Origin of the sequence: Deefgea salmonis (assembly GCF_020531905.1) — a bacterium.
Taxonomy (GTDB): domain Bacteria; phylum Pseudomonadota; class Gammaproteobacteria; order Burkholderiales; family Chitinibacteraceae; genus Deefgea; species Deefgea salmonis.
The window spans coordinates 179,590-191,677 of the sequence record NZ_JAJAWG010000001.1; the positions used below are offsets into that span (position 1 = coordinate 179,590).

The 12,088-nt window shown below is 48.5% G+C and carries 13 protein-coding genes; 12 read left to right on the forward strand and 1 reads right to left on the reverse strand.

Translation table 11 applies throughout. The annotated features are described in order from the left end of the window. Positions 1 to 59: 59 nt before the first annotated feature. A complete protein-coding gene (locus LG219_RS00760) occupies positions 60 to 677 on the forward strand; it encodes a CoA pyrophosphatase (protein ID WP_226762645.1) in 618 nt (205 codons plus the stop codon). Positions 678 to 912: 235 nt separating this feature from the next. Further along, positions 913 to 2,721, forward strand: a complete 1,809-nt coding sequence (gene typA, locus LG219_RS00765) for a translational GTPase TypA (RefSeq protein ID WP_226762646.1) — start codon at positions 913 to 915, stop codon at positions 2,719 to 2,721. Between the two features lie 205 nt (positions 2,722 to 2,926). On the opposite strand, the gene trxB is transcribed toward typA, so the two are convergent. Next, a complete protein-coding gene (trxB, locus tag LG219_RS00770) occupies positions 2,927 to 3,880 on the reverse strand; it encodes a thioredoxin-disulfide reductase (RefSeq protein ID WP_226762647.1) in 954 nt (317 codons plus the stop codon). Between the two features lie 253 nt (positions 3,881 to 4,133). On the opposite strand from trxB, the gene LG219_RS00775 reads away from it, so the two are divergent. The 10 genes from LG219_RS00775 (at position 4,134) to LG219_RS00820 (ending at position 12,074) form a co-directional block, all read left to right on the forward strand. Further along, positions 4,134 to 4,829, forward strand: a complete 696-nt coding sequence (locus LG219_RS00775; RefSeq protein WP_226762648.1) for an ABC transporter permease — start codon at positions 4,134 to 4,136, stop codon at positions 4,827 to 4,829. After that, positions 4,826 to 5,392 carry a hypothetical protein gene (locus LG219_RS00780; RefSeq protein ID WP_226762649.1) on the forward strand — a complete coding sequence of 189 codons (567 nt, stop codon included), beginning with the start codon at positions 4,826 to 4,828 and terminating at the stop codon, positions 5,390 to 5,392. The genes LG219_RS00775 and LG219_RS00780 overlap by 4 nt, the downstream gene beginning before the upstream one ends. Next, positions 5,382 to 6,362 carry an MlaD family protein gene (locus LG219_RS00785; RefSeq protein ID WP_226762650.1) on the forward strand — a complete coding sequence of 327 codons (981 nt, stop codon included), beginning with the start codon at positions 5,382 to 5,384 and terminating at the stop codon, positions 6,360 to 6,362. The genes LG219_RS00780 and LG219_RS00785 overlap by 11 nt, the downstream gene beginning before the upstream one ends. Then, positions 6,359 to 7,141 (forward strand): hypothetical protein, encoded by a 783-nt coding sequence (locus LG219_RS00790; protein ID WP_226762651.1) that lies wholly within the window; start codon positions 6,359 to 6,361, stop codon positions 7,139 to 7,141. The genes LG219_RS00785 and LG219_RS00790 overlap by 4 nt, the downstream gene beginning before the upstream one ends. A 172-nt stretch (positions 7,142 to 7,313) precedes the next feature. Beyond that, positions 7,314 to 8,039 (forward strand): 30S ribosomal protein S2, encoded by a 726-nt coding sequence (gene rpsB / locus LG219_RS00795; RefSeq protein ID WP_226762652.1) that lies wholly within the window; start codon positions 7,314 to 7,316, stop codon positions 8,037 to 8,039. Positions 8,040 to 8,130: 91 nt separating this feature from the next. Continuing rightward, the gene (gene tsf, locus LG219_RS00800) at positions 8,131 to 9,015 is read left to right on the forward strand and encodes a translation elongation factor Ts (RefSeq protein ID WP_226763188.1); all 885 of its coding nucleotides are present in this window, start codon (positions 8,131 to 8,133) and stop codon (positions 9,013 to 9,015) included. 86 nt (positions 9,016 to 9,101) lie between these two features. Next, on the forward strand, positions 9,102 to 9,821 hold the full coding sequence (pyrH, locus tag LG219_RS00805; protein ID WP_173534352.1) for a UMP kinase: 720 nt from the start codon (positions 9,102 to 9,104) through the stop codon (positions 9,819 to 9,821). A 70-nt stretch (positions 9,822 to 9,891) separates the two neighbouring features. Then, positions 9,892 to 10,449 (forward strand): ribosome recycling factor, encoded by a 558-nt coding sequence (gene frr, locus LG219_RS00810; protein WP_226763189.1) that lies wholly within the window; start codon positions 9,892 to 9,894, stop codon positions 10,447 to 10,449. Between the two features lie 28 nt (positions 10,450 to 10,477). Continuing rightward, positions 10,478 to 11,236: a polyprenyl diphosphate synthase gene (gene uppS / locus LG219_RS00815; protein ID WP_226762653.1), complete on the forward strand. Its 759-nt coding sequence runs from the start codon at positions 10,478 to 10,480 to the stop codon at positions 11,234 to 11,236. Positions 11,237 to 11,246: 10 nt separating this feature from the next. Next, entirely contained in the window at positions 11,247 to 12,074 is an 828-nt protein-coding gene (locus LG219_RS00820; RefSeq protein WP_226762654.1) for a phosphatidate cytidylyltransferase, read from the forward strand. Positions 12,075 to 12,088 lie beyond the last annotated feature (14 nt).

A 12,088-nucleotide genomic window follows, 5' to 3' on the forward strand; every position in this document is an offset into this window, starting at 1 on the left:
TGTTTTGCTGGGGCCATGAATGATAGGCTCAATAGCCATTAAGTTAGGAATGAATCAATATGTTGCCAGATGTTGCGCAATTACCGCACTGGCTGAGTCAGCAGTTAGCAAGCTCGTCACGGGTCAGTGGTTATGACTATCAGCATCACTCTCGGCGAACTGCCGCCGTTTTGATTCCGATTGTGTTGCATCCTGATGGGGCCACTGTGTTGTTTACCGTGAGAGCCGATCATTTGTCGCAACATGCTGGGCAAGTGAGCTTCCCTGGTGGCGCAACTGAGTCCAGTGACCCAGATCCTGTCGCGACGGCATTGCGTGAAACGGCCGAAGAAATTGGTTTGCCGGGTGATCAGGTGCAGGTGCTCGCTTGTTTGGGGGAGTATCACACTATTAGTGGTTATTGCGTGACACCCGTCGTGGGCGTTTTGCAACCGGGTTTTTCTATTTGTCCTGATCCGAATGAAGTGGCCGACGTTTTTGAGTTGCCCTTGGCCACGTTGCTAAATCGCGCTTTGTATGAAAAGCGCTGGGTGACTCGACAAGGTGTGCGTGGAGCGACACATTTTCTAGAGGTAAATCAGCGGGTGGTTTGGGGTGCTACAGCAGGTATATTGCTCAACTTCGCGCTGGAATTGATGTTGGAAGGCATACCCAAGGATATGACAATTGATTTGTAGGGTGGCTGTCGCACGCCATCTGGCTTGTGCCGGCTCGCAGGACGAGGTGTTTTTTGTGTAAGGCGGGTATTGGTAGGGCTCATACATTCGCATGCGTATGCAAATTAGTCTGCCGTTAATCGGTATTTTCCCAATAAAAATCAGCTTTACTCGCCAAAGTCATTGACGAGTTCACAGTTTTTTCATTAAGGCGTGATACAATCCGCCACTTTCGCAAATAGCCCACAGTCCAAACATGACCCGTGCACTTCGTAACGTCGCCATTATCGCTCACGTCGATCATGGTAAAACCACGCTGGTAGACCAGCTTTTACAACAAGCCGGTACTTTCCGTGCTAACCAAGCGGTTGTTGAACGCGTAATGGATTCTAACGATCTTGAAAAAGAGCGTGGGATTACCATTTTGGCGAAAAACACAGCCATCGAATACGAAGGCACGCATATCAATATCGTTGATACCCCAGGTCACGCGGACTTCGGTGGTGAAGTTGAACGTGTATTGGGTATGGTTGACGGCGTATTGCTGCTGGTTGATGCCGTTGAAGGCCCGATGCCACAAACGCGTTTCGTGACTAAAAAAGCTTTGGCTTTGGGTCTGAAGCCGATTGTTGTTATTAACAAGGTAGATCGTCCAGGCGCACGTCCGGATTGGGTTCACGACCAAGTTTTTGACTTGTTCGATAAACTCGGCGCAACTGACGAACAACTCGACTTTAAAATGATTTACGCTTCAGGTCTGAATGGCTTTGCCAAACTGACTTTGGAAGAAGAATCAGACAATATGCGTCCATTGCTGGACCTGTTGGTGGCGACTGTTCCTAGCCCTCCGGGTAACCCTGATGCGCCGTTGCAATTGCAAATTTCGGCGTTGGATTACTCTACATTTACCGGTCGCCTTGGCGTAGGTAAAGTATTGAATGGCCGCATCAAGCCAGGTCAACAAGTAGTGGTGATGAATCACGACGACCAAGTGTCTAGCGGCCGTATTAATCAAGTTTTGGGCTTTAAAGGCCTTGAGCGCGTGCCAGTTGAAGAAGCTGAAGCGGGCGATATCATTATCATCTCTGGTTTGGATGAAATCGGTATTGGCGTTACCATTTGTGACCGCGATCAACCTGTTGGCTTGCCAGTACTTGGCGTTGATGAGCCAACGTTGACCATGGACTTTATGGTGAATACATCACCACTCGCAGGGACTGAAGGCAAGTTTGTAACGAGCCGTCAAATCCGTGAGCGTCTGACTAAAGAATTGTTGGTGAACGTGGCATTGCGCGTTGAAGATACTGACAACACGGATATCTTCCGCGTTTCAGGTCGTGGCGAATTGCATTTGACCATTTTGCTCGAAAACATGCGCCGTGAAGGCTTTGAATTGGCAGTGGCAAAACCACGTGTCGTTTACAAAGACATCAACGGTGAAAAATGTGAGCCATACGAAAACTTGACCATCGACTTAGAAGATGAGCATCAAGGTGGCGTGATGGAAGAAATCGGTCGTCGCCGTGGCGAATTGACCAACATGGTTTCTGATGGTCAAGGCCGCACTCGTTTGGAATATCACGTTCCTGCGCGTGGTTTGATCGGTTTCCAAGGTGACTTCATGACCTTGACTCGCGGTACTGGTTTGATGAGTCATGTGTTTGATGATTACGCACCGGCTAAGCCAGATATGCCAGGTCGTCATAACGGCGTATTGATTTCTCAAGACAACGGCGAAGCAGTGGCTTACGCATTGTGGAAATTGGAAGATCGCGGTCGTATGTTTGTGAGCCCAGGCGACAAACTGTACGAAGGTATGGTGATCGGTATCCATAGTCGTGACAATGATTTGGTTGTGAACCCAATTAAAGGTAAGCAACTGACTAACGTTCGCTCTTCAGGTACTGATGAAGCCGTTCGTTTGACAACGCCAGTTAAAATGACTTTGGAATCAGCGGTTGAGTTTATTGATGATGATGAATTGGTTGAAATCACACCAAAAACCATTCGTATCCGTAAGCGCTTCTTGACTGATAACGAACGTCGTCGTAATAAAGTAGCCTAATTCGCGGCTTTAAACGCCAACAAAAACGCCAATCGATTGATTGGCGTTTTTTTTATGTCCAGTGTTTGCTCGTGGCAGATTTTGTATGGCTGGGCTTTGAGCGGTGTTGATGGGGTTAAAAAAAGCCACTCGAAAGAGTGGCGTTTTTGTGGGTATATTGCTCTAGGCTTTGTATATAAAGGTTTGTGGCTAAATACCCTGTATTTTATCGCAGTGATTCTAAGTATTTATCAGCATCTAATGCCGCTTGGCAGCCGCTTGCTGCCGATGTCACCGCTTGGCGATAAATATGGTCTTGCACATCACCGGCAGCAAATACGCCAGCAATGCTAGTCGCTGTCGCGCCGCCGTTACGGCCGCCTTGGGTGATGATGTAGCCCGTGTTGTCCATCTCGAGCTGACCTTTGAAGATGTCCGTGTTCGGTTTGTGGCCGATGGCAATAAACACGCCCATCAGGGTTAGATCTTTAGTCGAACCATCGACGGTCGATTTCAAGCGCGCACCGGTGACGCCTGTTGCGTCGCCCAAAACTTCGTCGAGGGTCTGATTGGTTTCAAGGGTGATTTTTCCTTCAGCCACTTTTTCCATTAGATGGTCAATCAGGATTTTTTCTGAGCGGAAGGTGTCACGGCGGTGAACTAAAGTCACGTGCTTGGCGATGTTGGATAAGTAGAGCGCTTCTTCAACGGCAGTGTTGCCGCCGCCCACTACAGCTACGTCTTGGCCGCGATAGAAGAAGCCATCGCACGTGGCGCAGGCCGAAACGCCGCGACCAGAAAATGCTTCTTCAGAAGGTAGGCCTAAATATTGGGCTGATGCGCCTGTGGCGATAATTAGTGCGTCGCAGGTGTATTCGCCGGAATCGCCCACCAAACGGATGGGTTTTTCAGTTAAGTGTGTCGTGTGAATATGATCAAATAGCATTTCGGTGCCAAAACGTTCGGCGTGCTTTTGAAAGCGCGTCATCAATTCTGGGCCTTGCACGCCGTCAAAGTCGGCGGGCCAGTTGTCGACTTCCGTGGTGGTCATGAGTTGACCGCCTTGCGCCATGCCGGTAATTAATACAGGTTTTAAATTGGCACGTGCGGCATAGACGGCGGCAGTGTAGCCTGCAGGGCCTGAACCCAAAATGAGTAAACGGTGATGTTGGCTTGCCATGTCGATTCCTTGCGGTTGGTCTAAATAATGCGGCTCAATGGGCTTGAGTGTAATGGTTTTTTAAGAAAGCTTCTAATCTAGCTTTTAAATCGGCGCCATAGCGTAAGGCTTGTTTTTTAATGTTGGGGGCGATGCTGGGTAATATCAAGTGTTGCTGTCGCTGAGGTTAATAGATGAGTCAGAGGATGAAATTGTTTACAATTGCGATTCAATTTTCTGATGGTGCATGGATCATGCAAAAAAGGAAGGCACGTTGCTGATCATCTTGAGGCGTTTTTTAAGCCATTTTCGTGCTTTGGCGCGCGCGCCAGTGCGGCGGGTGTTGTTAAAACAGATTTATTTTACTGCCAATGAGGCGGTCTGGTTGGTGGCGATTACGGGTTTTGCTTTGGGTGCCACGGTGGTGGTGCAGTTGCATGAAGAATATGGGCAAAGTCGCGATGCGGCGTTGCGGCTTTTGGGTTCTTTGAGTTTTGTTGAGTTGTCGCCCCTATTGGCGTGCTTGATGATGGTGGCGCGCTCGGCTTCGGCGATGGCGATTGAGCTGGCTTCGATGCGAATTTCGGGTGAGGTTGCCGCATTGCGGCGCATGGGGATTTCGATTGAATCTTATTTATTGCTGCCGCGAGTGTTGGGTATGACGCTGGCGGCGGTGGTTTTGGCGGGGGTGATGGCGCTCACGTCGGTGTTGGGTGGCGTATTATTTGCGACGGGTTGGGATGCCAGTTACCAGATTTTTGCTTTGGAGCGCATGCTGCGCTGGCATGAGGTGCTGATTTGCTTATTCAAAGCGGCTAGTTTTGGTTTGGTGGCCGGTGTGGTGTCGATTTATGCTGGGTTTTCGGTGCCGCTGCAGGTGTCTGAAATTCCCAAAGCCGCATCGCGGGCGGTGCTACGGGGGTTGTTGGCTTTGTTTGTATTGGATTTTTGTTGGGCGTTGGTGTTATGACGCAAGCAGTTTTAAGCGTTGATTTAAGCCTTGCATCAGGGCGTTTCTGGCTGACATTGGCTGAGCGTGACGATTTTTCCTTGGCGATTGATCGTATCACGGCAGATTTGAATCGTTCGGTGTTGAGTGCTTGTGGGGTTTTGGAGGCGAGGCCGGTTTTAATTAATAATTTGCGGGTGTGGGAAAATATCGTTTTGCCGTGTTGGTATCATGGTGCGGGCGATTTGACGGACGCCGAATTGGCGTTGCAGGCCATTTTGCAGCGGGCAGAGTTAGATGTTGCCGCGCAGTCGGCCATGCTGGCGATGCTGCCTGATCGATTGGATGTGATGCAACGTAGGTTGGTGGCTTTACTACGCTTGGCTTTGCAGGGTGCGCCAATTTGGCTGGTTGAGGCTGAATGGTGGGCGTGGTGGCATGATCCACATTGCGCTGACTGGCCTTTAGTGAAGATTTTTTTGCAACTGCCCTTGCCTCGGGTGTTACTGGTGGTCTCAACGCAGAGCGCGCCTGCGGGGTTTGAAAGCGTTACCTTGGTAAAGAGTCGGGATAATGAAGAATAAAGTGCAGTTATTAAAAGATGATGACCCTCGATTTCGTTGGCTAACTTGGCGTGTATTGCTGTTGGCGACGTGGGTGTTTATTGCTTTTGCCGTGCTGTTGGTGGTTTTGGGGCAGCGGCAAGGTTTTTTTAGTAGTAAGGAAAAAGTCCATTTTGTCGCTGAAAATGGCAGTGGTTTGACGCCGGGTATGCAGGTGCGTTTGTCTGGTTTTCGCATTGGGGTGACCGATAAAGTGAGCTTGAATGCGCAGGCGAAGGTCGATGTGACTTTATTGATTGAGCAGCAATATATGCAATGGGTGAAGGCCGATTCGATTGCGATTTTGCAGCAAGAAGGCTTGATTGGGGATCATTATATTGAGATTGCGGGCGGTTCGGCGGCCGCCCCGCGTTTGGTTGAGGGCGGGGTATTGGTGTTTGCGCCGGCGCTCGGAATTGCGGATATTGCACAAAATTTGAGTAACCGAACTTTGCCAATGATTGACTCGATGCAGCAAACCTTTGATTACCTGAATGACCCTAAGGGCGATATTCGTTTGGCGCTGGCCAATGTGCGGCAGCTGAGTGTCGAAATGCGTGAAACGCGCAAACGACTCGATCAATTATTGACTCGGGTTGATGGCGTGGTAGATGTTGAGGCGCGCAGCACCTTAAATAGTGCGGATCGCTTGTTGACGCGGGTGGATGGGGTGGCCGCAGAGTTAAATACGAAATTGTCGCCCGTGCTGATTGGAGCGGCGTCGATTGTGGTTAGTGTTGATGCGGCAGCCAAAGATGCGAGTGCGACTGCGGCTGTGATGCGACAGGCGATTGAATTATCTGCGCCTGGCTTGCCTGGGTTGGTGCGTCATTCCGATGAGCTGCTGTATGGTGGTCGGCAAACTCTGGAAGCGATCAATCAAAGTTGGCCGGTTAATACCATGTTGAAGCCTGTACCGTTGCAAGCGCCTGCGCCGGAGAGTCGGCGATGAATCGAGTTTGGATGTTTTTGTTTTGCATGGCGCTTACCGCTTGCGGTACAGTCCCTGTCGTGACTTCACCGGCACGTATAGCCGCTGAGCGCTCGCATCGTATGGCTTTGCAGTCGATACAGGATGGGCGTATTGAAAGTGCTGGGGATGAGTGGCGAAAAGCGTTGCGCGGATATCAAGCCATCGATGATTGGCGTGGGCAGGGTATGGCGCGATTGGGTTTGGCGCAGGTGAATCAGCGCGTGGGGCGCGGTGTTCAGGCTGAGCAGATTTTGATGCCGATGCTCCAAGAAAACGGTTTTTTACCTGATCAGCAAGCGCAGGCTGCTTTACAGTTGGCGCAACTGGTCTGGCGGCAAGATTTACCTCGTGCTGAGCAGTTATTGGCTCAGGCGCGCTTAAATTGCACTGCACCGTGTTTTCTAGCGGTGCAGATGGACAATTTAGCGGCACAGCTTGCACTTGCGCGAGGTGATACGTCTGCTGCGGCGCAGTTTGCCGCGCAAGCGCTTGATTTAGCAAAAGAGAGCCCTACTGAGCGCGCATTTTCGCGGCGCTTATTGGCGGAGGTGGCCTTGCTGCAGGGGCGCTGGCGTGATGCTGAGCATCAGTTGCTGCAAGCGATTGATTTAGATCGTCAAAGTGCTGAACCTATCTGGTTGCTGGATGATTACCGATTGCTATTACGGATAGGCAAGGAAAACGGCGATATTGCATTGCAAAAGCAGGCGCAGGCGCATTTAGATTCTTTGTGTGCGGCAATTGAATGTTCGCCTTGAGTCAACCTTGGATTTCCTATATAATCTTTGGCTTGCTATGTTTGTGTTGTTTTAGAATTGTCATCGTAAACACAGCTAAAATCCCGTTCGCCCTGTCAAGGGTGCGCTTCAAATGGTTTGAAGTGTCCCGTGCGAATGGAAGACCTAACCCTAAGACACATTGGAGAATTAAATGTCTGTAAGTATGCGCGATATGCTCGAAGCCGGTGTCCATTTCGGTCACCAAACTCGTTACTGGAACCCAAAAATGGGTAAGTACATCTTCGGTGCACGCAACAAGATTCACATTATCAACTTAGAAAAAACACTGCCATTGTTTGAAGACGCGATGAAATACATCCGTCAATTGTCTGCAAACAAAGGCAATGTAATGTTTGTTGGTACAAAACGTGCTGCTCGCGAAATCATCGCTGAAGAAGCAGCTCGTGCTGGCGCTCCTTTCGTTGATCACCGCTGGTTGGGTGGTATGTTGACTAACTTTAAAACAGTTAAGCAATCAATCAAACGCCTGACTGAAATGAAAGCGGTTCTGGAAAATGCTGAAGGCAGTGGCTACGGCAAGAAAGAATTGTTGATGATGAAACGTGATGTTGAAAAACTAGAGCGCTCATTAGGCGGTATTAAAGAGATGGGCGGTTTGCCTGATGCGATTTTCGTGATCGACACTGGCTATCAAAAAGGCGCGATTGTTGAAGCCATTAAATTGGGTATCCCTGTAATTGGTGTTGTTGATACCAACAACAGCCCAGAAGGTATTGACTTTGTGATTCCTGGTAACGATGATTCTTCACGTGCAATTCGTTTGTACGCTCGTGCTGCTGCTGATGCAGTACTTGAAGGTCGTAACCAAGCAACACAAGCTTTGGCTGCTGCGGTTGCCGAAGCAGCTGCTGAGTAAGTCACTCATCGCTGAAACCAAGAAAAAGGGGCGTCTGCCCCTTTTTTGTAATGTTTACCGAATAAACTGAAATCCCTATTCAGGAGAATACATAATGTCTATTACTGCAAAAATGGTTGCTGAGCTACGTGAATTAACCGGCCTTGGCATGATGGAATGTAAGAAAGCTTTGGTTGAAGTTGAGGGCGACATCAAAAAAGCAGAAGAACTATTGCGTATTAAGTCAGGGAATAAAGCCTCAAAAATGGCTGGCCGCACTGCTGCTGAAGGTGTTATCACATCGTTCATCTCTGCAGACAAAAAAGTAGGCGCGGTGGTTGAAGTTAACTGCGAAACTGACTTTGTTGCGAAAGACGATGGTTTTGTTGCCTTTGCGAAAGCCATTGCTCAAGCTGCCGCAGAATCAAATGCCGCTGATGTTGAAACTTTGTCTGCCGTTCAATTGGCAACAGGCGAAACCGTTGAAGAAGCACGTAAAGCATTGATCGCTAAACTAGGCGAAAACATGACTGTGCGTCGTTTTGCGCGCTACGAAACTGAAGGTGAGTTGTCAACGTACTTGCACGGCGCAAAAATCGGTGTGTTGGTGAACTTGATCGGTGGCGACGAAGCTTTGGGTAAAGACATCGCGATGCATATCGCAGCGGCAAAACCAAAAGCGTTGGATGCGAGCGGTGTTGATCCTGAGTTGATCGAAACTGAACGCCGTGTTGCGATCGAACGTGCGAAAGCCGATAACAAGCCAGAAGAAATGCTCACTAAGATTGCTGATGGTACTGTGAACAAATTCTTGAAAGACATTACTTTAGTCAACCAAGTGTTTATTAAAGCCGATGATGGCAAACAAACCATTGAGCAATTGCTGAAATCTAAATCAGCCACAGTAGCTGGCTTCACTATGTTTGTTGTTGGTGAAGGCATTGAGAAAAAAGTGGTAGATTACGCTGCTGAAGTTGCAGCAGCTGCACAGCTTTAAGTCTAGTCTTAGGCTTTGAAATGACGCCGCACGGTGACGTGCGGCGTTTGTACGACCACGACCACGCACTGTAAAAGGATAAATACATGAGTCAAACCACAAAATACAAACGCATTTTGTTGAAGCTCTCCGGTGAAGCCTTAATGGGTGATGATAGCTACGGCATTAACCGAGCGACGATCGACCGGATTGTGCAGGAAGTGAAAAGCGTTGTTGATTTGGGCGTTCAAGTGGCCATCGTCATCGGTGGTGGTAATATTTTTCGCGGCGTTGCGCCTGCAGCATCGGGCATGGATCGCGCTACTGCTGATTACATGGGGATGCTGGCCACCGTCATGAATGCATTGGCATTGCAAGATGCGATGAAACGTGCCGGCATTATTTCACGTGTTCAATCCGCGCTGACTATTGCTCAGGTTGCTGAGCCGTATGTTCGCGGTAAGGCTATTCAATATCTAGAAGAAAATAAAGTCGTTATTTTTGGCGCCGGTACGGGTAATCCATTTTTTACTACCGATACTGCAGCTGCGTTGCGCGGTATGGAAATGGGGGCGGATATCGTCATCAAGGCGACCAAAGTGGATGGCGTTTATACCGATGATCCTAAAAAGAATCCGGATGCCGTTCGTTATCAAACCGTGACGTTTGATGAAGTCATTGGTCGTAATTTAAAGGTCATGGATGCGACGGCATTTGCTTTGTGCCGCGATCAAAAAATGAATATTTGCGTATTAAGCATCTTTAAAGCCGGCGCATTAAAGCGTATGGTACTTGGGGAAGATGAGGGTACGCTGGTACACTGCTAAGCGTATTGATTCGCAGGGCGACGGGCGGAGCGATGTTCCGCCTGTTTTTTATTGCAGCAAGAGGTAAATGATGATTGCAGATCTAAAGAAAACCACCGAAGCCAAAATGCAAAAAACGGCTGAAAAACTACGCACGGACTTGGCTAAGGTTCGTACTGGGCGTGCTCATACGGGCTTGCTAGATCATGTACAAGTGGATTACTGGGGCAGTATGGTGCCAGTGAGTCAGGTTGCAAATGTGACACTGATTGATTCTCGTACGATTGGTGTGCAGCCGTGGGAAAAACCGATGGTGGCTAAGGTTGAAAAGGCCATTCGTGATTGTGATTTGGGCTTAAACCCAGCCTCTCAAGGTGATTTGATTCGCGTGCCGATGCCGATGCTGACTGAAGAGCGTCGTAAAGATTTAATTAAAGTCGTGCGCAACGAAACCGAAGAGGCACGGGTTGCAATGCGTAATGTACGCCGCGACGCCAATGATCAAATGAAGCGCGCACTCAAAGATAAAGACATTTCTGAAGATGACGAGCGCCGCGGTCAGGATGATGTACAAAAACTGACTGACAAATATATTGCAGAGCTCGATAAGCAGCTTGCAGATAAAGAAAAAGAACTTTTGACGGTATAAAAGTCGATTTGATTAGGCGGTAAGAAACGTGGCTTTATTCTCTCGCGAACGCGAAGAACCCAAGGTTTTAGCGGGTAAAATTCCTCAACATATTGCGGTCATTATGGATGGTAACGGGCGCTGGGCTAAACAGCGTTTGATGCCCCGTGTGTATGGCCATAAAAAAGGGGTTGATTCTTTGCGTGAGGTGATTAGCACTTGCAAAGAGTTGGGCGTGCAATGCCTGACGGTTTTTGCTTTTTCAAGCGAGAACTGGCGTCGCCCTGAGGAAGAAGTCACGTTTTTGATGGGGCTGTTTTTGCAAGTCTTGCAAACTGAAATTGAGCGAATGTATCGCAACAATATTCAATTAAAAATCATTGGTAATCGCAGTCATTTTTCGGCTGAATTATTAAAGATGATTGAAAATGCAGAAGCTAAAACGGCAGGCAATGATGGTTTAATGCTGACCATTGCGGCTGACTACGGTGGGCATTGGGATGTACTGCAAGCAACGCACCGCTTGCTGACTGAGCATCCTGAGCGAGCTTGCACGTTTTGCGAAGAAGACTTGAAGCCTTATCTGGCGATGGCTTACGCGCCTGATCCTGACCTATTTATCCGTACTGGTGGTGAGCAAAGAATAAGTAATTTCTTGCTGTGGCAATTGGCCTACACCGAACTTTATTTTACTGATTTGCCTTGGCCCGACTTTGGTCGTGAGCCTTTGCTAGATGCCATTGCATGGTATCAAGGGCGAGAACGACGCTTTGGGCGTATCAGTGAACAACTTGATGAATCAAAATAAATAATTATATATGCTGAAAACCCGTGTTTTAACTACGTTACTGTTGTTGCCGCTGGTTTTAGCAGCGCTGTTTTTATTGCCACCAATGGCTTGGACTGTGTTTTGCGCCCTCCTAATGGGTTTGGCCGCTTGGGAATGGAAAAACCTAGTCGGCATGCACGGTCGTTTCGCTTCATGTTATCCCTTGTTGACGTCGGTTTTGTTTTTGCTCTGCGTGCGTTTTGCGCCGATTCATTTTATTTATGGTTTGTTGTTAGCATCCATGCTTTTTTGGCTGTTTTTAGTGCCATTTTGGCTGAAATTTAAATGGCCTTTAAATCCAGTTGGTAACCTAAATGCCTTTAGCGGCTGGGCATTACTGATCCCGGCTGGGCTTTCTATGGTTGTCTTGCGGGGCAATGGCTGGCCATTGCTGTGCGTAATGGCGATTGCCTGGGTTGCAGATTCATTCGCGTATTTTTCTGGTAAGAAATTCGGCAAAAAAAAGTTGGCGCCCAATATTAGCCCTGGTAAAAGTTGGGAGGGGGTATATGGCGGCGCACTAGCTGTTGTATGCTATTGCCTGTTAATACCCAAGCCATTCTTATTGCTGCCAAGTTTTGTTGTTTTGCAAAGCCAAACTGCACAAATGTTTGTGTGGGCTATTTTTGCACTGGTTCTGACTGCTGCGAGCGTGATGGGGGATTTGCTTGAGTCACTATTAAAGCGGCAGCGCGGCATAAAAGACAGCAGTCATTTATTGCCAGGACATGGCGGCATTTTGGATCGTGTAGATAGTTTATTGGCGATCTTACCCATTTCTGCGGCGATTTACTTACTCCACCTTATGCCTTTGTAAAAAAGCGATTGGAT